This window comes from Streptomyces ureilyticus (assembly GCF_011045025.1).
GTDB lineage: Bacteria > Actinomycetota > Actinomycetes > Streptomycetales > Streptomycetaceae > Streptomyces > Streptomyces ureilyticus.
Genome location: NZ_JAAKZX010000181.1, coordinates 1 through 19,971 on the forward strand (window position 1 = coordinate 1; position 19,971 = coordinate 19,971).

17 protein-coding genes and 3 pseudogenes are annotated in these 19,971 nt (G+C 69.3%); 3 read left to right on the forward strand and 17 right to left on the reverse strand.

Going from position 1 to position 19,971, the window contains the following annotated elements; all coding sequences use genetic code 11:
• Positions 1–423 (reverse strand): annotated as a pseudogene (locus G6048_RS50335) (hypothetical protein); the annotation flags it as partial.
• Between the two features lie 301 nt (positions 424–724).
• Between G6048_RS50335 and gcl the strand changes: the two are divergent.
• Entirely contained in the window at positions 725–2,509 is a 1,785-nt protein-coding gene (gene gcl / locus G6048_RS36895; protein ID WP_206342580.1) for a glyoxylate carboligase, read from the forward strand.
• Between the two features lie 319 nt (positions 2,510–2,828).
• Here the strand turns inward: gcl and G6048_RS36900 are convergent, their stop codons facing one another.
• Entirely contained in the window at positions 2,829–3,812 is a 984-nt protein-coding gene (locus G6048_RS36900; protein WP_165343953.1) for an NADPH:quinone reductase, read from the reverse strand.
• Positions 3,813–3,832: 20 nt separating this feature from the next.
• Positions 3,833–4,411: a PadR family transcriptional regulator gene (locus tag G6048_RS36905; RefSeq protein ID WP_165343954.1), complete on the reverse strand. Its 579-nt coding sequence runs from the start codon at positions 4,409–4,411 to the stop codon at positions 3,833–3,835.
• Between the two features lie 33 nt (positions 4,412–4,444).
• Between G6048_RS36905 and G6048_RS36910 the strand changes: the two genes are divergently transcribed.
• Together G6048_RS36910 and G6048_RS52085 are read left to right on the forward strand one after the other, a co-directional pair.
• Positions 4,445–4,930 (forward strand): ester cyclase, encoded by a 486-nt coding sequence (locus tag G6048_RS36910; RefSeq protein WP_235990849.1) that lies wholly within the window; start codon positions 4,445–4,447, stop codon positions 4,928–4,930.
• Positions 4,931–5,002: 72 nt separating this feature from the next.
• Positions 5,003–5,353: pseudogene (locus G6048_RS52085) on the forward strand (GNAT family N-acetyltransferase); the annotation flags it as partial.
• Positions 5,354–5,790: 437 nt separating this feature from the next.
• On the opposite strand, the gene G6048_RS36920 reads toward G6048_RS52085, so the two are convergent.
• The 14 genes and pseudogenes from G6048_RS36920 to G6048_RS36985 form a co-directional block, all read right to left on the reverse strand.
• Positions 5,791–6,684, reverse strand: coding sequence for a 2-hydroxy-3-oxopropionate reductase (locus G6048_RS36920; RefSeq protein WP_165343955.1), 894 nt, complete (start codon positions 6,682–6,684; stop codon positions 5,791–5,793).
• Positions 6,685–6,737: 53 nt separating this feature from the next.
• On the reverse strand, positions 6,738–7,577 hold the full coding sequence (locus tag G6048_RS36925; protein WP_165343956.1) for a TIM barrel protein: 840 nt from the start codon (positions 7,575–7,577) through the stop codon (positions 6,738–6,740).
• A gap of 176 nt (positions 7,578–7,753) precedes the next feature.
• Entirely contained in the window at positions 7,754–8,632 is an 879-nt protein-coding gene (locus G6048_RS36930; protein ID WP_165343957.1) for a hypothetical protein, read from the reverse strand.
• Between the two features lie 111 nt (positions 8,633–8,743).
• On the reverse strand, positions 8,744–9,178 hold the full coding sequence (locus G6048_RS36935) for a hypothetical protein (RefSeq protein WP_328828073.1): 435 nt from the start codon (positions 9,176–9,178) through the stop codon (positions 8,744–8,746).
• A gap of 233 nt (positions 9,179–9,411) precedes the next feature.
• On the reverse strand, positions 9,412–10,701 hold the full coding sequence (locus G6048_RS36940) for an MCE family protein (RefSeq protein WP_165343958.1): 1,290 nt from the start codon (positions 10,699–10,701) through the stop codon (positions 9,412–9,414).
• Positions 10,698–12,017, reverse strand: a complete 1,320-nt coding sequence (locus G6048_RS36945) for an MCE family protein (RefSeq protein ID WP_165343968.1) — start codon at positions 12,015–12,017, stop codon at positions 10,698–10,700. The genes G6048_RS36940 and G6048_RS36945 overlap by 4 nt, the downstream gene beginning before the upstream one ends.
• 41 nt (positions 12,018–12,058) lie before the next feature.
• Positions 12,059–13,180, reverse strand: coding sequence for an MCE family protein (locus G6048_RS36950; protein WP_235990852.1), 1,122 nt, complete (start codon positions 13,178–13,180; stop codon positions 12,059–12,061).
• 23 nt (positions 13,181–13,203) lie between these two features.
• The gene (locus tag G6048_RS36955; RefSeq protein WP_165343969.1) at positions 13,204–14,184 is read right to left on the reverse strand and encodes an MCE family protein; all 981 of its coding nucleotides are present in this window, start codon (positions 14,182–14,184) and stop codon (positions 13,204–13,206) included.
• A gap of 161 nt (positions 14,185–14,345) precedes the next feature.
• The gene (locus G6048_RS36960; protein ID WP_165343959.1) at positions 14,346–15,398 is read right to left on the reverse strand and encodes an MCE family protein; all 1,053 of its coding nucleotides are present in this window, start codon (positions 15,396–15,398) and stop codon (positions 14,346–14,348) included.
• Positions 15,395–16,651 (reverse strand): MCE family protein, encoded by a 1,257-nt coding sequence (locus tag G6048_RS36965; RefSeq protein ID WP_165343960.1) that lies wholly within the window; start codon positions 16,649–16,651, stop codon positions 15,395–15,397. The genes G6048_RS36960 and G6048_RS36965 overlap by 4 nt, the downstream gene beginning before the upstream one ends.
• Positions 16,652–16,656: 5 nt before the next feature.
• Positions 16,657–17,472: an MlaE family ABC transporter permease gene (locus G6048_RS36970; protein ID WP_165343961.1), complete on the reverse strand. Its 816-nt coding sequence runs from the start codon at positions 17,470–17,472 to the stop codon at positions 16,657–16,659.
• Positions 17,473–17,475: 3 nt separating this feature from the next.
• Complete coding sequence (locus G6048_RS36975; RefSeq protein ID WP_165343962.1) at positions 17,476–18,246, reverse strand: MlaE family ABC transporter permease; 771 nt, start codon at positions 18,244–18,246, stop codon at positions 17,476–17,478.
• Positions 18,243–19,229, reverse strand: coding sequence for an ABC transporter ATP-binding protein (locus G6048_RS36980; protein ID WP_165343963.1), 987 nt, complete (start codon positions 19,227–19,229; stop codon positions 18,243–18,245). Before G6048_RS36980 ends, G6048_RS36975 begins: the two co-directional genes overlap by 4 nt.
• Before the next feature lie 296 nt (positions 19,230–19,525).
• Positions 19,526–19,971: pseudogene (locus tag G6048_RS36985) on the reverse strand (RNA polymerase subunit sigma); the annotation flags it as partial.

Genomic DNA, 19,971 nt, shown 5'->3' on the forward strand with positions numbered 1-19,971 from the left:
GGGGAGAGGGATGCGGGGGCGGCGGGAGCCGGGCGGAGCGGCCGACGGCTGGCCAGTTCCCTCGCCGGTGCCTTCGTCGACGTCAGCGCCGGGGTCTGTGGCTTCCGGCTCGCCGCCCGTATCCGTACTCGTACCTGCACCCACACTCACCCCCGAGCCGCGCTCCTCAGCCAACGGCACCCGCAGCACCGTCCCGCAGGGACACCCCAGTTCGGGCTGCGGCCACTGGTCCTGCCGGCCGCAGGCAGCGCACTGGACCGTGATCCAGTCGTCGTCCCAGGTGTGATGCGTAAGGGACTCCGGGACCGCGTCCCGGTCGAGCTCGGGCGTGACGGGCGCACCGCACACACAGGGGTACGACGGCGCCGCATAGACATGCTCGCGCCGACAGGCTGGACACCGCACCGGCACGCTCTCGGCCATGGCCCACTCCAGAAAACGTCGCGTCCACAAACACCCCACGGACAGACCTCCATCGTCCTCCAACCGGTCGGTCCACGGCAGGCAGTTGGAGCAACGGGCACTCGGTCCGTCGGGGACGGCGGAGTGGTTCCTGCCGGATGGGTGCCGTGTCTTGACGCCCCCTGAGGCCCCGCCTACATTGCTTCCAGATAGCAGAAATTATTTTCCGTATCGCGGAATTCAATGTAGATCCCGATGGACATCGAAGCTCTCTCCGGGGCGAGACGGGAGCCCGGACCGACGGCCGAAGCAGGAGTACTCCATGGCTCGAATGACCGCTGCCCGCGCGGCAGTTGAGATCCTCAAGCGGGAAGGTGTCACCGACGCGTTCGGTGTCCCAGGCGCGGCGATCAACCCCTTCTACGCCGCCCTCAAGGCCTCCGGCGGCATCGACCACACCCTCGCCCGCCATGTCGAGGGCGCCTCGCACATGGCCGAGGGCTTCACCCGCACCCGTCCCGGCAGCATCGGCGTCTGTATCGGTACGTCCGGTCCTGCCGGCACCGACATGATCACCGGCCTGTACTCCGCGATCGGTGACTCGATCCCCATCCTCTGCATCACCGGCCAGGCGCCAACTGCCGTGATCCACAAGGAGGACTTCCAGGCCGTCGACATCGCCTCGATCGCCAGGCCGGTCACGAAGATGGCGGTCATCGTGCTGGAGGCGGCGCAGGTGCCGGGCGTCTTCCAGCAGGCCTTCCACCTCATGCGCTCCGGCCGCCCCGGGCCCGTACTCATCGACCTGCCCGTCGACGTCCAGCTCACCGAGATCGAGTTCGACCCCGAGACGTACCAGCCGCTGCCGGTCTACAAGCCGTCCGCGAGCCGCCCGCAGATCGAGAAGGCGCTAGGAATGCTGAACGCCGCAGAGCGCCCGCTGATCGTCGCGGGAGGCGGAGTCATCAACGCCGACGCCTGCGAACTCCTCTTGGAATTCGCGGAGTTGACAGGTATCCCTGTCATCCCCACGCTCATGGGCTGGGGCGCACTCCCCGACGACCACGAGCTGAACGCCGGCATGGTCGGCCTCCAGACCTCGCACCGCTACGGCAACGCGACCTTCCTGGAATCCGACTTCGTCCTCGGCATCGGCAACCGCTGGGCCAACCGCCACACCGGCAGGCTGGACGTCTACACGGCCGGCCGGACGTTCGTGCACGTCGACATCGAGCCGACGCAGCTCGGGCGGATCTTCGCGCCGGACTTCGGGATCGCGTCCGACGCGAAGGCGGCGCTGGAGCTCTTCGTAGAGGCGGCACGGGAGTTGAAGGCGGCCGGCGCCCTGCCGGACCGGTCCGCGTGGACCCGATCGGCGCAGGAGAGGAAGGCCCGGCTCCAACGGCGTACGCACTTCGACGACATCCCGATCAAGCCGCAACGCGTGTACGAGGAGATGAACAAGGTCTTCGGACCCGATACCCGGTACGTGTCCACGATCGGCCTCTCGCAGATCGCCGGCGCCCAGCTGCTGCACGTCCACCGACCGCGCCACTGGATCAACTGCGGTCAGGCGGGCCCGCTCGGCTGGACCATCCCGGCCGCCCTGGGCGTGGCGAAGGCCGACCCGGAGGCGTCCGTGGTCGCCCTCTCCGGCGACTACGACTTCCAGTTCATGATCGAGGAACTGGCGGTCGGCGCCCAGCACCGGATCCCGTACGTGCACGTCCTGGTGAACAACGCCTACCTCGGCCTGATCCGCCAGGCACAGCGCGCGTTCGACATCGACTTCCAGGTCAACCTCGAGTTCGAGAACCTCAACTCCCCAGAGCTGGGCGCTTACGGCGTAGACCACATCAAGGTCGCCGAGGGCCTCGGCTGCAAAGCACTCCGCGTCACGGACCCCCGCGAACTGGCCGCCGCCTTCGAACATGCCCTGAAGCTGGCCGCCGAGCACCGCGTCCCGGTCGTGGTCGAGGCGATCCTGGAACGCGTCACCAACATCGCGATGTCCACGACGAACGACATCAGCGCGGTGGTGGAGTTCGAGGAGGTCGCTACGGAGGCGTGGCATGCGCCAACGTCGATCAGGACGCTCAAGACTTGAGCCCCTGCATGCCCGGTATGACCTGCATGCCCTGTATGAGGCCCGCCGCCCCCGTGCCGGCGGGCCTCATGTGCTGAGGATGTGCCCGCTGGTGGGGTGAGTTGAAGCCCCCGGGGCAGTATTCAGAGGTTCATTTGAGGCTTTCGTAGCGCACGTACGACCTGCCGCCCATGGTCATCGCCGACCTGCTCGGCATCCACCCCAGGACAGTCGAACGCTGGGCCACTCTCGCCGGCGGGGGCTGGTCCGATTACTTGGCAGCGCGACGGGCCGACCCGTAGGGCTAGGCAGTTGAGCAGGGCAGTGTTCCGAGTCTGCGCTATTGGGGGATGGTGAGCAGGATGCGGCCGTGGCCACCGCCGGCGTCGACGTGGTCGTGGGCCTTGGCGATGTCGTCCAGCGGGTGACGGTCGCCGACGGCGACGGTGAGGGCGCCGACGGCGGCGGCGGAGGTGAGGTCGCGGGCGGCCTGGCGCTTGGCCTCGGCGGGGAAGTCGTCGCTGCCGAGCAGCCGCAGGGTGACGTTGTTGAACAGCAGGGGCCAGAAGGGGATCTCAGTGCGGTCCGTGCGGGTGGCATAGGCGGCGATGACGGCGTTGTTGGCGGCGACGGCGTTGTCGAGGTCGGCGTTGTCGGACAGCGCGACCTCGATGATCCGGTCGATGCCCCGCGGCGCGTACGCGCGGATGGCAGCGGCGGGCTCGCCGGTGTCCAGGGCGACGGCGTGGGAGACGACGGCCGGGTCGACGCGGTCGAGGTCCGCGGTGCGGCGGACGGTGGCGATCACGGTGGCGCCGGCCCAGTGGGCGAGCTGGGCGGCCAGGGAGCCGACGCCGCCGAGAACTCCGTGGACCAGAACCAGTTGGCCGTCGACCGGGCCGTCGGCGAAGACGGTGCGGTGGGCGGTGATGCCGGGGATACCGAGGCTCGCGCCCAGCTCGTCACTGAGGTGGTCGGGCAGGGGTGCGGCCTGGTGGTCGGGTACGACGGTGTACTGGGCGGCGGTGCCGAAGGGGCGGTAGGACTGGGCGCCGTATACCCAGACCCGTTGTCCGACGCGGTGGGCGTCGGCTTGGGTGCCCACGGCGTCGACGACTCCGGCGGCGTCGCTGTGCGGGATCACTTGTGGGAAAGGCATGGACGAGCCGAGCCAGCCGCGCCGTTTCTTGGTGTCGCCGGGGTTGACGCCCGAGACGGTGACGCGGACGCGGACCTCGCCGGGGCCGGGGAGAGGATCAGGTAGTTCGCCGACGTGCAGGACATCGGCGGCGGGGCCCTGGTCGTCGTACCAGGATGCAAGCATGGGGGTACCTCCGTGGGCGGTCAGCTCGCGGGAGCGGCGGGCGCATGTGGATCGCTGTCGGTGCATGCGGTGTCGAATGCGGGTGGTTCCTCGCCGAGGGTGTCGCGCAGCCAGGTCCGTTCGGCGCGGCTGGTGGCGCGGGCGGTGAGCAGCATGCCCCGCCGGTAGGGGTCGGCGATCTCCTCGGCTCGCAGGGGCCGCTCGTTGTCGTAGAAGAAGCTCGCCGGTTCTTCCAGGAACTCCAGCCGTCTGCGCAGCACCGCGTGCTGTTCGGCCACGTCGGGCAGGTGGGAGAGGAACGCCAGGATGACGTAGAACCGGGTGAAGTCGGTGATCTCGTGGTCGGCGGGCTTGCGCAGGCGCTGAAGCATGTCAGCCCGTCCGGGCTCGGTCAGGCTGAGCATGTACCGGGCCGCCCCGGCGGCCGGGTCTGCGCGCCGCTCGATCAAGCCCGCCCGGGTCAGACGGTTGATCGCCGGATACAGGCTGCCGTCACTGACCGGCCGCGTATAGCCGGTCAGCTGTGAGACGCGGCGGCGCAGCTCGTGTCCGGGCAGGGGGCCCTCGGCGAGGAAGCCGAGTATCGCGAGTTCCAGCATGAGTCCATCTTCGCACGCGAACATCGAATCGATATGAACATCGATTCGATGTTACGCTCGCAGATACCCGCTCAAACGTCTCTGGAGAGGCACAGCAAGATGCCGTCGCAGTCCACCGAGTCAGTGATGAACCGTTTCGTCGAGTTCATCAACACGGGCAACGAGGATCTCGCCCGCGAGGTCATTTCTCCGGACGCGGTGTTCCACGCGCCAAGCCACCCGGAACCACTGCGGGGGCCCGATGGGTACATGGAAGTCCTCGGGATGATGCGCAGCGCCTTCACCGACGTCCAGTGGACGCTGGAGGAGACGGTCACCGAAGGCGACACCGTGGCCGCGCGGTTCACCATGCGGGGAACCCACGACGGTGAATTCTTCGGGATCCCGGCGAGCGGCAACAAGATCTCGGTGCAGGCCATGAACTTCTACTACCTGGCCGACGGCCGGATCGTCGGCGAACGGGGCCAGCCCGATCTCCTCGGGGTGATGCAGCAGATCGGTGCCGTACCGGCGCCGTGAACCTTGGTGATCGAGAGGAGTTGCTGAGTGGCTCGGTTAAGTGGACCCGTTCTGCGCACCCAGAGGCTTGTGATGGAGCCGATCCGACGCGGGGACAGCGACGATCTCTTTGCGGCTGTGGTCAGTCAGGACAGCGTCATGCGGTGGCTGGCGACCGGCCGGGCGGACAGTCGATCCGCGGCCGAGGCCATGTGCGACGACCACGTCGCCCACTGGACCAGACACGGCTACGGCGACTTCGCGGTCAGGGACGCCGCGACGCACGCGTTTCTCGGCCGGGTGGGACTGCGCAACCGGGCCAAGTACGGGGTCGACCTCGGTTTCGCCCTGCACCCACGGGCGCAAGGCCGTGGGATCGCTGGCGAGGCCGGCCGCGCGTGCCTGGAGCTGGCATTTCGCCGCCTCTCGCTCCCCGCCGTTTTCGCGTTCGTCCTGCCCGGCAACGCGGCCTCGATCGCGGTACTGCGCCGCCTGGGCGCCCAGGCGGACGGGGCGGTCCAGTCCAGCGGCCGGCACTGTCTGCGCTACCGGTTCGACCCCGCTGCCGTGGCCGCTGCGGAGCGTGTGGTGGACGACGGTGGCGCGGACCTTCAGTTGATGCATGCACCGGGCCCCGGTTCGCCGGAGGACAGAGCCGCACTCCGTGATGGCGAGTCCGACCCATCCGGGGTGAAGGGGCTCGGTCTGGTGTGGGCCGACAAGCAGCACACCCTCACCGCTGTCTCCGGAGGCCGACCGGTGGGTTCCGCGGGCTGGCTGCTGCGGGACACGGCCTTCGACGGATTGCCGCGCCGCGGGGCTGGGCGCTGTGCTGGTGCCCCCTGCCTAACGAGGCCAGGGCATCGCCCGATATCGGGGCGTCAGACCTGTGCGCCGGAGAGGCGCTCGACCGCGCGCAGCAGCGCCGAGTGGTCGAGGCCGCCGTCGCCCTGTGTGCGTAGGGAGGCGACGAGTTGGGCGACGACGGCGCCGACGGGCAGGGCCGCGCCGACGTTGCGGGCGGCGTCCGTGACGATGCCCATGTCCTTGTGGTGCAGGTCGATACGGAAGCCCGCGTTGAAGTCGCGGTTCAGGAAGTTGTTCTTCTTGCGGGTCAATACGGTTGAGCCGGCGAGGCCGCCGTTCAGGACGTCGAGGGCTGCCTTCAGGTCGACGCCCGACTTCTCCAGGAACACGACGGCTTCGGCGCACGCTTGGATGTTGACGGCGACGATCAGCTGGTTGGCGGCCTTTACCGTTTGGCCGGAGCCGTGGGGGCCGCAGAGGACGATGGTTTTTCCGAGCGCCTCGAAGAGAGGTTTCGCCTCGTCGAAGTCGGTCTGCTCGCCGCCGACCATGATGGACAGTACGGCCTCGACGGCGCCCGCCTCGCCGCCGGAGACTGGTGCGTCGAGGACGCGGATGCCCTTCTCCGCCGCGGACTTGGCCAGGTCGACCGAGGTCTGCGGGGTGATGGAGGACATGTCGATCAGGAGGGCGCCGGACCGCGCGTTCTCCAGGATGCCGTCCGGGCCGTACGCGATGGCCTCGACCTGCGGCGACGCGGGCACCATCGTGATCACGACGTCGGCGTCCCGTACGGCTTCGGTAATGGAGCCGGCCGCGGTGCCTCCGGCGGCGGTCAGGCGGTCGAGCTTCTCCTGCTCCAGGGTGTAGCCGGTGACGTCGTAGCCCGCCTTGATCAGGTTCTCGGACATGGGGGAGCCCATGATGCCCAGGCCTATCCACGCGACTTTGGGAAGTTTGCTGGTCATAAGGGGTCCTCTCGTGCCTCTCCAACTGCTGTGCTACGTCTGTGGGTTGGCGTTCAGCGGGCGGCTCGGGCCTCGCGTGGCAGCCACTCGAAGGCCTCGGCGCTGGGGCGGTCGCCCGGCTTGTACTCCAGGCCGACCCAGCCCTCGTAACCCGCCTTGCCCAGCTGGTCCAGCAGGTCCTCCAGCGGCAGCGTGCCGGTGCCGGGGGCTCCGCGGCCCGGGTTGTCGGCGATCTGGACGTGGCCGGTCCGTGCGGCATACCGCTCGATCAGGGACGGCAGGGCTTCGCCGTTCATGGACAGGTGGTAAAGGTCCATGAGGAAGCGTGCGTTGCCCAGCCCCGTCGCCTCGTTCACCTTGTCGACGATCCCGACTGCGGCCGGCGCCGACACCAGCGGATACAGCGGCGACTCGCGTCGGTTCAACGCCTCGATCAGCAGGATCGCGCCGATGCGGTCGGCGGCGTGGGCCGCGAGGGAGAGGTTCTGCAGTGCGAGTGCGTCCTGCTCGGCCGGGTCCACGTCCTCGACGCGGTTGCCGTACAGAGCGTTGAGGGCCTTGCAGCCGAGGGACTGGGCGAAGTCCGCCGCCACATCGACGTTCGCGCGGAACTTCTCCGACTCCTCGCCCGGAATCGACAGCGCGCCACGGTCCGGGCCCGGCAGTTGCCCGGCGTAGAAGTTCAGCCCCGTCAACTGGACGCCCGCGTCCTCGATCGCCTTCTTCAGGGCGTCGAGTTCGGACCGCTCGGGGGTGGGGGAGTCGACCCACGGCCACCACAGCTCGACCGCGGTGAAGCCGGCCGCGGCGGCTGCCGCGGGGCGCTCCACGAGCGGGAGTTCCGTGAAGAGGATGGACAGGTTGACGTTGAAGCGTTGCTCCGCATATCCCATCGGGGTCGGCGCCCTCTCTCGCGAGTAAGTTCCGTATTGCGGAAATAAGTTTCTGTCTGATGAAAAGGCTGCCTGGGGCTGAGGATCCCTGTCAAGAGCCGTAGCAGAGAAACGCCCCCCGCGCGATCTGCGCGGAGGGCATGGTCAGTGAGTGGGCTCAATGGTCAGTGAGTGGCTCAGAGGGCATCGACCGCGCTCACCTTCCAGCCCTCGGAGGTGTGGTCCAGTGTCATTCGCACCCGGTTCAGATCCACCCGCGGCCCCGAGACCTGGGTGCTCTTCGTCACCTGGTTGACGAAGAGCAGCACCACCGCCTTGTCCGGTGAGGCCGATACGACCGAGGCGGCGGGAGTGCCGCCGGCGGCGGGTTCGACGACGGTGGCCTTCACCACGCCCTCGTACTTCCTGGCCGTCGGCCCGACCACCGTCTTCGTGGTCTTCCCGTACTCGTCGCGGAAGTTCCCGGTGAGATGGGCGCGCGCCGCGGTGAAGTCACGGTCCAGGTGGCGGTAGTCGTACGACAGCACGACGGGCGCCGCCTTCCGCGCGGCCGTGAGTGCTTGTTCACGTGCCTGCTCGGCCCGCTGCCCCTCGCGGTACTGCCATCCGAGTACGGCGACCGCGACCAGACCCGCGATGAGGAGGACGGTCAGGATCGCGGTGAGCAGTCGCCCGCGGGATCGCCGCCCACCGGAACCAGAGCCGGCACCGCCATCTGATCTGGTCTCGCTCCCGTCCCCGTCCCCGTCCCCGTTCCCGTCCTCCTTGCCCTTGCCCTCCGGCTCGTCCTCATCGAAGGAGTCCAGTGACGGCTCCGGTGGGTCGTCCCAGCCGTCCGGGACCTCGATGACCAGGGTGGGCCCGGACTCCTGTCCCTCCGGGCGACGTGGTGTCTTCTTGGCGGCGGCTTCCTTCCGGGACGGGGCCGCGGGATCGCCGGTGACGCGTTCCGCGCGCTTGGACGCGGTGCGCTTGGCCGCCGCGCGGGCCGCCGCCGTCAGGGTGCGGCGGGCGGGCGAGCCGGCGCCGCGCGTTCGGGAGGTCGGGTTCGCCACGGTCTTGCTCCTTACTGGGCGTACGGCACTGGACTGGGCGTACGGCACGGACTGGTCGTACGGCGCCGGACGGGGCGTACGGCACTGGTTGTTCGGCGGGGCGGAGCCCGGTCAGCCGACGAACTCCACGTCGGACGTCAGCCAGCGGCCGTCCTTCAGGACGAGGTCGAGTTGCAGCCGGTACGTGCGCGCCTCCCCGTCGGGCACGGCCGTGTTGGTCACCTTGCTGTCGGCGACGACCAGGACCCGGGCCGAGCGCTCGTCGGAGCGGACGATGCCCGCATCGAGGACCCGGCCCTCGGACACCGACTTGTTCTCGGCGACCAGCGCGGTCAACTCCTCGGTCTGCGCGGCGAATTGCTCCTTGAAGTCGCCTGTGGCGCCCTTCAGCACGTTGCCGCTGTCGCGGTCGTAGCGCCGGTAGTCGAGCGAGGTGAAGTTCAGTGCCGATTGGCGGGCCGCCGCGAGGATGGCCTGGCGCCGCTGGTCCGCCTCGTGGCGCTCGAGCAGCTGGAAACACAGCCAGATGGTCAGTGCGGTGGTCACGGCTGTTGCCACCGCGAGTCCCACCGACAGGGCCCTGCGCGGGCGCTCCGTGGGAAGGGCAGTGGGGCGACCGCGGGTCGGCTGTGGCTGGTCGCTCCCCCACGCTCGAATCGAGCTCGCGCGGGGGGACCCCCATCGCGGCGGAGCCGTATATGTCACAGCCCCGCGCCCCTTACTGGGCGCGGCTTGCACCCCAGCCAACGCCCAGACCCTCAGCGCTTGCAGCCTTCTGGTCACGCCATCGGTCCCACTAGCAGCCATTGCCACGACTCCCTTCCAAACACGGTCTGCTGTCCGCCCGTCGAGCCGATCTCGACGGGCGTTCCGTCCGGGCCGGTCGCCGTCCCGGTCTCCGGGTCGTACGGCGCGACGTACGCCGCCCGGTCGGCACCGCCGGCCCCGGAACCGGAACCGGACGACGCCCCGGGCGCGTTCTGCGCCCCCCGCACCGACGTGCCCCCGCCCCGCGGAGCCGTGCAGCGCGCCTCGGTGTTCGCGGGACGCGTGCTCGTGTCCGCGGGGTCTCGCCGCCCCGTCCAGTAGCCCTGGGTGCACGCCGGCGGGTCGTCGGCGTTGAGGACCAGGCCGAAGTGGGTGGTGCCGTCGCCCGGGATGACGGTGTAGCTGCCGGCGACCACCACCGGGAAGGTGACCAGGGCCTGCTCCACGCCGGGCAGCCGCGCCACCGTGACCTGGCCGCCGCTGATCAGGTTGGCCAGCAGGACTCGTAGATCCGGCCCGGTGGACTTGAGCAGCGAGTTGACCTCCTGCGCGGCCGGTGCCGTGTTGCCGATCAGCTTGCGCAGGTCCCCGTCGCTCGACTTCAACTCCGCGGTGAGTGCCGCCAGATCGCGGGAGAACGACTTGATGGACGAGCCCTGGTCGGCCTGCGTCTTGAGGACCTTCCGTGAGTCCTCGATCAGCGAGACCGTCTGCGGGAGCGAGTCGGACGCCGACTCCACGAGCGCGTTGCCCGAGTCCACAAGACGGCTCAGCGACGGTCCGGTGCCGGCGAAGGCCTTGCCCAACTCGTCGACGGTGACCCGCAGATCGTCCTTGCCGACCGAGGTGACCAGCCGGTCCAGACTGAGGACCATGTCCGTGGTGGGCAGCGGAACCCGCGTGCTCTCCCGTGGGATCGAGCTGCCGTCGAGCAGATACGGGCCGCCGGAGTCGCGCGGCTGCAGATCGACGTACTGCTCACCCACCGCCGAACGGTTCGCCACCACGGCCAGCGTGTCCGCCGGGATGCGCGGCCCGTCGCCCTTGATGTCGAGCGACACCGAGACGCCCTCGGAGCCGGTGAGCCGCAGCGCGCCGACCCGGCCCACCGGCACCCCGCGGTACGTCACCTCGGCACCGGCGAAGATGCCCCCGGAGTCGGCGAAGTCGGCCCGCACGGTGTAGCCGCGGTCGAGGAGTTCGTCCACCAGGCCCGTGTACTCGGCGCCGACGTACGACACCCCGACGGCGGTGACGGTGGCGAAGGCGAGCAGCTGGGCCTTGACCGTACGTGTGATCACGGCTGTATCCCCTTCAGCATGAGCTCCGCGAGCGCGAGGTCGATCCCTGCCGGAAGTCCGCCTGAATCCGAGGTCCCGTGGGCGGCGTAACTGCCGGCGCACACCGGTGGGCAGAGCGGGCCGCCGTCCGAAGGCGCCGAAGGGTCGTCGGGCGAGTCAGGCGAGTCGGGCAGGTTCGGCGTGCTCGGCAGCCCTGTGGGGGTCGGCACATCCGGCAGGTCGGGTACGTCCGGTGCGTCTGGGAGTCCGGGCAGGTCCGGGACCTCGGGTCCGTCGTCCTGGCCCTTGCCGTCCCCGTTCCCCTCTCCGGGCTTGTCGGTGAGGTTGCCGTAGATGCCCTCAAGATCGAGGTCTGCGGTGATCTTGAGGTTGACGTAGTCGCCCTTGACGGCGTCCACCGCGTTGCGCGGGAACGGGTAAGTGGTCAGCAGTTCAAGGGAGTTGGGCAGGTCGTCGCCCGCCTTGTTGAGCTGTTGCAGGATCGGCCTGAGCTGCTTCAGGTTCGCGACCGTGTCGTCCCGCGAGGCGTTGATGACCTTGGTGCCGGTCTTGCCGAGCTTCGACAGCGCGGTGAGCATCTTCGTCAGGTCGCGTCGCTGGTCGGCGAGGACCTTCAGTGCGGGCGGCATGGTGTCGACGGCGCGGGCGATGGTCTTCTTCTCCTTGCCCAGCCGTTTGGCCAGCCGGTCGATGCCCTCGAGCGCGCGCACGATGTCCTTGCGCTGCTTGTCCAGGCCGCCGATGAAGGTGTTGAGCTCCTTGAGCAGGGACTTGACCCGGTTCTCCCGGCCGGCCAGGGCCTTGTTGAGTTCCTCGGTGATGGTCTTGAGCTGGGCCACTCCGCCGCCGTTGAGGAGCGCGGACAGGGCGGAGAGCACCTCCTCGATCTCCGGGTTCCGGCCGCTGCGGGACAGCGGGATCCGGTCGCCGTCACCGAGCCGGCCCACGGGATCGGCGTCCGGCGGGGCGGACAGCGCCACGTACTTCTCGCCGAGCATGCTGGTCTGCCGCAGCTCGGCGACCGCGTTGCCGGGCAGCTTCACCGAGTCGGCGACCCGCAGCCGTACTCGCGCGTGCCAGTCGGCCAGCTCCACCTTCTCGACCGCGCCCACGGTGACGTTGTTGACCTTGACCGCCGACTGCGGCACCAGGTCCAGTACGTCCCTGAACTCGACCGTGACGTGGTAGGCGTGGCCGTCCGCGGCGGCGCCCCCGGGCAGCTCGACGTCGTACCAGCCGTTGAACTCGCAGCCGGTCAGCAGCACAGAACCGACCGCCGCCCAGGCGACCGCCCCGCCCTTGCGCCGCATGCTCATACGCGGCCCGCGCAGACGCAGTTCGCTCATACGCAGCTTGCTCATGCGTCGGCCCCCAGAATTCCGCCGAGCGTCCGGTCGACGGTGCCCGTGCTCGGCACGGCCGGGGCCTGCGGCACCTTCGGCAGGGACTTGAAGAGCTTCTCCAGATCCCGGCAGTCCGGGTTCTTGCCGCCCTCGTCCCCGGTCGTCTTCAGCAGGGAGCACAGCAGCGCGGCCGGGTCCTGCGAATGGTCCGGATTGTTGCGGGTGTCGAGGGTGCCGGCGGACGCGTTGTAGGCGTTCTGCAGATTGGACAGACCGGTCGGCGTGACCTCCAACAGCTCCTCCAGCGCGGCCCGTTGGGTGACGAGGACCTTGGTGACCTTGCTGAGGCCCTTCACGTTCGCGCGCAGCGATTTCTTGTTCTTCTTCACGAAGTCGGAGATGTCACCGAGGGCCGTCCCCAAGTGCTTGAGCGCCGCCGCGAGGTCCTTGCGCTCCCCGGCGAGCTGCTTCGCCACCTTGGCGAGGCTGCCGTTGAACGACCGCACGCTCTTGTCGTCGGCCGCCAGCGCGGCCGTGAAGACCTGCAAGTTGCGTACGGTCCCGAACAGGTCGCCCCGCCCGTCGGACAGGGTCGTGACCGCCTGCGACAGGTCCTCGACCGTCTGGTTCAGGTTCTCGCCCTGCCCGTCGAGGTTGTCCGCACTCACCCCCAGCAGCCGTGACAGCGCGCCGTCCTTGTTCGCGCCCTTCGGGCCGAGCGCCTCCGACGTGGTGTGCAGACTGTCGAAGATCCGGTCGAGTTCGACCGGTACGGCCGTACGCGCCTCGGGGATCACGTCTCCGTCCCGCAGCACCGGGCCCTTCCGGTACACCGGCAGCAGTTGTACGTAACGGTCGCTGACCACCGAGGAGTTGATGATCGCCGCCTTCGCGTCGGCCGGCAGCTTGCGCCCCTCCTCGTACTCGAACTCGACCCGCACCCGCTTGCCCTCCGGCGTGATCTTCTTGACCTCGCCGATCCGGACGCCGAGGACGCGGACGTCCGAGCCGGGGTAGATGCCGACGGTGCGCGGGAAGTACGCGGTGACGCGCACGGGCTCGGAGCGCGGCCACAGGACGACGGTGAGCGTGGCGACCACGGCCAGCGCGGTGACCAGGGCCAGGCGGCGAGCCATGGGTGAACTCCCCAGTGGTGACTTCATCGGGAGCCCCCCGTCCGCGGGACCACCGGAGCGGCGACCATGTTCTGGATGTAGCTGTCGAACCAGCGGCCGTTGCCGAGCGTGTTGGTGAAGACCCGTACATAGGGCGCGAGCAGTTTGACGCTGCGGTCGAGGCTCGACTGGTTGCGTTCGAGCATCTTCACGAAGATGTTGAGGCCCTTGAGAGCGGGCCCGATCTCCTTCCGGTTGTCCTCGACCAGGCCGGAGAGCTCGATACCGAGCGCGGCGGAGCTCTTGAGGAGGTTGTGGATCGCCGTACGCCGCTTGTTGATCTCCTTGAACAGCTTGTCGCCGTCCTTGACCAGCGCGGAGAAGTCCTCGGAACGGTCGGCCAGCACCCCGGTGACCCCGTTCGCGTGGTCGAGGAGTTCGCGCAGCGCCTTGTCGCGCGAGGCCACGGTCTTCGAGATCCGCGACAGCCCCTTGATGGACGCCCGTACCTCGGCGGGAGAGTCCTGGAAGGTGGTCGAGATGGTGTCCAGCGCCTGCGCGAGCCGCTCCGTGTCGACCTCCTCGGTCGTGGTGGTCAGATCGCTGAAGGCCTGCACGACGTCGTATGCCGCGACCGTCCGCCGCAGCGGGATCTCGTCGCCGGGCTTCAACTGCCCCGGCCCCTTCGGATGCAGAGCGAGATACTTCGCGCCGAGGATCGTCTTGACGCGGATCGACGCACCGGTCGCCGTCCCGAAGGCCGGCTCGCCCTTGACCTTGAAGGTGACCTTGACGTGGTCGCCGTCCAGGTCGACCTCCTCGACCTTGCCGACCTTGACCCCGGCGATCCGCACTTCGTCGCCCGGCTTGAGTCCGCCCGCTTCCGAGAAGGCAGCGCTGTACGTCCTGCCACCGCCGATCAGCGGGAGACTGTCGGCGTTGAACGCGGCGAAGGTCAGCAGCGCGAGGGCGGTGAGTCCGGCGGCGCCGATGACCACGGGGTTGCGGTCCCGGAACGGGATCAGGCGCGGCAGAAGCCGTATCCGTGGCCGCCCCGCCGGCAGGATCCTCGCCGGTCTCGGCAGTCTCGGCAGCCTTGGCCGCAGAAATCTCGGCAGCCGCGGCGGATCGATGCGGACCTTCACCAGGGGTTCCGGACGCTGCTTGCGGGGACGGTGCTTGCGGCTCATCCGCCACACCTCGCCCTCGCCACATGCAGCTCAGGAGTGAGCACCTGCTTCGTCTTCGGCAGCACGATCCGGCCGTCGAAGTCACAGAGGTAGAAGTTGAACCACGAGCCGTAGGACGCCGTCCCCGTCAGCTCGTTGAGCTTGTTCGGCAGCCGCTGCAGGACGCCCTCCACGGTCTTCTCGTTCTTGTTCAGCGTTCCGGTGAGATCGGTCAGCTCGCTGATGTCGTCCTTGAGGGGTGGCCGCGCGTCCTCGAGCAGTCCCGAGGTGGCGGCGGCCAGGTCGCCGATGCTCACCAGCGAGTCGCCGATGGGCTTGCGGTCGGCGGACAGTCCGGAGATCACCCGCCGCAGCTGCTTGAGCAGTCCGGAGAAGCGGGCGCCGCGCCGGTCGAGCGTCTTCAGGACGGTGTTGAGGTTGTCGATCACGGAACCGATCAGCTGGTCGCGGTCGGCAAGGGTGGTCGTGAGCGAAGCCGTGTGGGCGAGCAGGCTGTTGACGGTGCCGCCCTCGCCCTGAAGCGTCTTGATGATCTCGGTGGCGAGCTGGTTGACGTCCTTGGGGCTGAGCGCGGCGAACAGCGGCTTGAAGCCGTTCAGCAGCGCGTTGAGGTCCAGGGCGGGTTGGGTCCGCGACAGCGGAATCGTGCCGCCGGGCCGCAGCCGGGTCCCGTCGCCCGTTCCCTCGGTCAGCGCGATGTACCGCTGTCCGACCAGATTCCGGTAGCGGACGACCGCGCCGGTGCTGCGCAGCAGCGGACGGTCCGCACTGGCCGTGAAGCTCACCTCCGCCCGCGTACGGTCCTTGATCCGGATGCCCTCGACCTCGCCGACCCGCACCCCGGCCACCCGTATGTCGTCGCCCTCCTCCAGGCCCGTGACGTCGCTGAACACCGCGCGGTACGTGTGCTCTGGAGTGAAGGAGATGTTGACGATGGTGGCGGCGAGCAGGGCCGTCGCCAGGATCGTCACCACCGCGAAGAGGCTGAACTTGATGAGCGGTGCGGCGGCCTGCCGGGCGCTGGTCGCCTTCGTACGACCTGTCCTCATGCGACGCTCACCGCCGTCCCGCGGGCCATCGGGCCGAACAGCAGGGTCGCGACCGGCGGCACCTCGTCGACGGGCACGCCCATGGCGGGCGCCACGAGGGAGCCGACCGCGCGCTGTTCGGCCTCGGTGGCGGACACGTCGATTCCGCCGGGCAGGCCGTTGCCCGAACTCCCTGACCTCGTCCCGTCGTTGAGCTTCGTGTGCGGTGCGGGCACCGGCGGATGGGGCAGCCCTCGGCAGTCGGGCCCGGACCTCTCGCCGTAGCGCGGCTCCTCACCCGGCTCGTACGCGGGCCTCTGCTGGACGACTTCGAGGGTGATGCGCATCTTGCCGCCGCGGAACGCCTCCTCCGCGGCCTCCTCCTGCCGGACCAGGCCTTCGAGGAGGCAGGGGTACTCGGGCGAGTAGCGGGCGAAGAGGTCCAGCGTGGGGCGGGAGACGCGGCCGAGGGTGATCAGCCGGTCGCCGTTGTCGTCGAGGAAGTCGTCCGCGGTGCCCGCGACGCCGGTGGTCGCGGTGAGCGCGGCGGCCAGTTGGTCCCGCTTCTCGACGAGGGTGCGGCTCGTGGTGACGGTGTTGCGAAGGATCTTCATCAGGTCGGGTGCCGCGTCGCCGTACACCTCGGCGACGTCGGCGAACCGTGCGATGTCCTCCCTCAACGACGGCATGTGCGGGTTGAGTTGGCGCAGATAGCCCTCGACTCGGACGAGGTTGTCGCCGATCCGGTCGCCGCGCCCCTCCAGCGCGGTGGAGAACGCCGAGAGCGTGGCGTTGAGCTTGCCGGGCTGCACGGTCCGCAGCAACGGCAGCAGATCGTTCAGCAGTTGCTGCAACTCGATACCGACCTTCGTACGGTCCTGGGTGATGACGTCCCCGGCGCGGATGGCCCGGGCGTTCGTGTCCCGGGGCGCCACGAGGTCGACGTACTTCTCGCCGAACAGCGTCTTGGGCAGCAGCCGCGCGTGTACGTCGGCGGGGATCTGCGCGACATGCTCCGGCTTGAGCGCGATGTCGAGCGTGGCCTTCTCGCCGTCGGCCCGCACCGTGCGCACCTCGCCCACCAGCAGCCCGCGCAGCTTGACGTCGGCGCGCGGATCGAGCTGGTTGCCGAGGCTGTCGGCCTCCAGCGTGATGCGCACGACGGGGGTGAACGCCTGCTGGTAGACGGCCACGGCGAGCGACAGCAGCAGCGCGAGCACGGCGATGAAGACAAGGCCGTACAACCGCAGTCTCATGACTTTCGCGACTCTCATCGCGCTCACCCCGCGATCCGTACGGTCGTGTTGGCGCCCCAGATCGCGAGGCTCAGGAAGAAGTCCAGGACGTTGATGGCGACGATCGAGGTCCGCACGGCGCGGCCCACCGCGACGCCGACGCCCGCCGGTCCGCCGCTCGCGTAGTAGCCGTAGTAGCAGTGCACCAGGATGATCAGGACGGCGAAGACGATCACCTTGCCGAACGACCAGAACACGTCGACCGGCGGCAGATACTGCTGGAAGTAGTGGTCGTACGTGCCCGCCGACTGCCCGTAGTAGCCGGTGGTGATGGTCCGGGCGGCGAAGTACGAGGACAGCAGCCCGACCACGTACAGCGGGATCACGGCGACGAACCCGGCGATCATCCGGGTCGTCACCAGGAACGGCAACGACGGAACGCCCATGACTTCGAGGGCGTCGGTCTCCTCGCTGATCCGCATCGCGCCGAGCTGGGCGGTGAACCCGGCTCCGACGGTCGCGGACAGCGCGAGCCCGGCCACCAGCGGGGCGATCTCCCGGGTGTTGAAGTACGCCGACAGGAACGCCACGAAGTTGGAGGTGCCGAGCTGGTTGAGCGCGGCGTACCCCTGGAGGCCGACCTCCGTGCCGGTGAAGAAGGACAGGAAGGCGATGACCCCGACCGTGCCGCCGACCACGGCGAGCGCGCCGCGGCCGAAGCTCACCTCGGCGAGCAGCCGCAGGATCTCCTTCTTGTAGCGACGCAGGGTGCGCCCTGTCCACGCCAACGAGCGCCCGTAGAAGGCCAGTTGGCTGCCCAGCTCTTCGAGGGAGCGCAGTGGGCGGTCGAGAAGTCGCATCGACTAGCCCCTCTGCGGAACGACTTGGAAGTACACGGCGGTCATCACGAAGTTCGTCACGAACAGCAACATGAAGGTGATCACCACCGACTGGTTCACCGCGTCGCCCACGCCCTTCGGACCGCCCTTCGCGGTCAGTCCCTTGTACGAGGCGACGATCCCGGCGATCGCTCCGAAGACGAGGGCCTTGATCTCGGCCGCCCAGAGATCGGAGAGCTGGGCGAGGGTGGTGAAGGAGGCCAGGTAGGCGCCGGGGGTGCCGTTCTGGAGGATGACGTTGAAGAAGTAGCCGCCCGCGACGCCGACGACCGAGACCAGCCCGTTGAGCAGCACGGCCACCAGCATCGAGGCCAGCACCCGCGGTACGACCAGCCGGTGGACCGGGTCGATGCCGAGCACCTGCATCGCGTCGATCTCGTCCCGGATCTTGCGCGCCCCGAGGTCCGCACAGATGGCCGTGCCGCCCGCACCCGCGATCAGCAGCGCCGTGACGATCGGCGAGGCCTCGCGCAGCACGGCCAGCACCGAGGCCGCACCCGAGAAGGACTGGGCGCCCAACTGTCGCGTCAGGCTGCCGATCTGCAAGGCGATGACCGCGCCGAACGGGATCGAGACGAGGGCCGTGGGCAGGATCGTCACGCTCGCGACGAACCAGGCCTGCTGGATGAACTCCCGTGCCTGGAACGGACGTCGGGGCATGGTCCGGAAGACATCCAGGGCCATCGCGAACAGGTTCCCGGACTGTCTGAGCGCTCCGGTCGGCGACAGGCTCATGCGTCGGCCACCTCCCTGCTGCGGTGCCCGTGCAACTCGGCCTCGCGTCGTGCGATCGCCTGCCAGCGGGGTGGGCGGGTGATGCCTGGGCCCGGCAGCAGGCGGGGAGTCATGACCTGACTGCCGGGTGTCTTGGTGGGCCCGCCCGTTGCGTCCGGGCCCGTGCCTCTGCCTTCGCCCTTCCGGAGCTGGGCGAGCTCCTGCTCGACCTGAGCGGCGTCCTTCTCCTCCGCCATGCCGATCGGCCCCTGCATCCGGCCGTTCAGGAACTGCCGTACGACGGGTTCGTCGCTGGTCAGCAGCTTCTCGCGGGGCCCGAACATGACCAGCTCGCGGCGGAACAACAGCCCGATGTTGTCCGGGACTTGGCGGGCCGAGGCGATGTCGTGCGTGACGATCAGGAAGGTCGCGTCGATCTGGGCGTTGAGGTCGACGATGAGCTGGTTGAGGTAGGCGACGCGGACGGGGTCGAGGCCCGAGTCGGGTTCGTCGAAGAGGATGATCTCGGGGTCGAGGACCAGGGCGCGGGCGAGCCCGGCCCGTTTGCGCATTCCGCCGGATATCTCGCCGGGCAGCTTCTCCTCCGCGCCGATGAGGCCGACCATGTCCATCTTCTCGAGCACGATCCGCCGGATCTCGCTCTCGGGCTTACGGGTGTGCTCGCGCAGCGGAAACGCGATGTTGTCGTACAGGTTCATCGACCCGAACAGGGCGCCGTCCTGAAACAGCACGCCGAACAGCTTCCGCACCTCGTACAGCTCGTGCTCACGCAGCCGGGTGAGGTCCCGGCCCTGGATCGTGATGGACCCCCGCTCCGGCTTCAACAGCCCCACGAGCGTCTTGAGGAACACCGACTTGCCCGTCCCCGAGGGCCCGAGCATGACGGAGACCTCCCCGGCAGGCAGCGTCAACGACACGTCCTGCCAGATGACCTGCTGTCCGAAGGACTTGGTCAGCCCTTCCACACAGATCTCGACACCCATCCGTCCCGCCCTTCAGCCAGCCGTGGAGCAGCTCCGACATCTGCTCTACGGGGAGGGGCGGGGCGTCCGTCGCGACGGAGGCGGAATTTTTTTCGAGTGGGTTTTCCGGGGACGCGGCGGGCGCGTCCGTGTGCGTGCGCGAGCGGGCCCGTGCGGGCCTCTCGCGGGAGCGGACCGGCCGAGTTCCGGTGCGGTGTCGCGCCCCTATAGGAGCGCGGGGCTGTGTCTATTTGCGGCTCCGCCGCGGGGCGTGGCCAGCCACGACGAACCCGCAGCTACCTTCGAACCGTATTCGCTCAGGGCAGCGGGCTCGGTGCAGGAGCGTCGATCGGTGGCGTGGGCGCCGGTACGTCGGCGGCGTCCGGGACTCTGGTCCCGGAGGACTTGCCCGGTCGGGTCGGGGCACCGGATGTGCCCGGCAGCTCGGGCGCGCCGGAGACGTCCGGAAGCCCGGGCACGCCCGGCAGCTCCGGCACCCGCGGAACATCCGGCGCCGGCAGCTCGGGCAGCGCCGACAGCGAGACCTCCGGCAGGGGCGGCACGGACACGGGGATGAGTGGCCGGTCGTCGGCCGAAGGCGATCCCCCGGGCTCGGGAGCCGCCGCGTCGGTGTCCGCCGATCGCCCGCCGGGCCCGGGCTCCCGGCCGGAGCCGTCGGGCCGGACCTCTTCGGCGGGCCCCGACACGCTGGGCCGCGGAGCCGACCCACCCCCGCCCCCGTCGTACGCGTACGGCAGCACAA

Bases quoted from the DNA above. Each gene is read 5' to 3' on its own strand.
- G6048_RS36980 (WP_165343963.1), bottom strand. From the start codon at position 19,229: ATGGGTGTCGAGATCTGTGTGGAAGGGCTGACCAAGTCCTTCGGACAG.
- G6048_RS36900 (WP_165343953.1), bottom strand. From the start codon at position 3,812: ATGCTTGCATCCTGGTACGACGACCAGGGCCCCGCCGCCGATGTCCTG.
- G6048_RS36945 (WP_165343968.1), bottom strand. From the start codon at position 12,017: ATGAGCATGCGGCGCAAGGGCGGGGCGGTCGCCTGGGCGGCGGTCGGT.
- G6048_RS36910 (WP_235990849.1), top strand. From the start codon at position 4,445: ATGAACATCGATTCGATGTTACGCTCGCAGATACCCGCTCAAACGTCT.
- G6048_RS36975 (WP_165343962.1), bottom strand. From the start codon at position 18,246: ATGAGCCTGTCGCCGACCGGAGCGCTCAGACAGTCCGGGAACCTGTTC.
- G6048_RS36920 (WP_165343955.1), bottom strand. From the start codon at position 6,684: ATGACCAGCAAACTTCCCAAAGTCGCGTGGATAGGCCTGGGCATCATG.
- G6048_RS36970 (WP_165343961.1), bottom strand. From the start codon at position 17,472: ATGCGACTTCTCGACCGCCCACTGCGCTCCCTCGAAGAGCTGGGCAGC.
- gcl (WP_206342580.1), top strand. From the start codon at position 725: ATGGCTCGAATGACCGCTGCCCGCGCGGCAGTTGAGATCCTCAAGCGG.
- G6048_RS36905 (WP_165343954.1), bottom strand. From the start codon at position 4,411: ATGCTGGAACTCGCGATACTCGGCTTCCTCGCCGAGGGCCCCCTGCCC.
- G6048_RS36950 (WP_235990852.1), bottom strand. From the start codon at position 13,180: ATGGCTCGCCGCCTGGCCCTGGTCACCGCGCTGGCCGTGGTCGCCACG.
- G6048_RS36960 (WP_165343959.1), bottom strand. From the start codon at position 15,398: ATGAGGACAGGTCGTACGAAGGCGACCAGCGCCCGGCAGGCCGCCGCA.
- G6048_RS36925 (WP_165343956.1), bottom strand. From the start codon at position 7,577: ATGGGATATGCGGAGCAACGCTTCAACGTCAACCTGTCCATCCTCTTC.
- G6048_RS36965 (WP_165343960.1), bottom strand. From the start codon at position 16,651: ATGAGAGTCGCGAAAGTCATGAGACTGCGGTTGTACGGCCTTGTCTTC.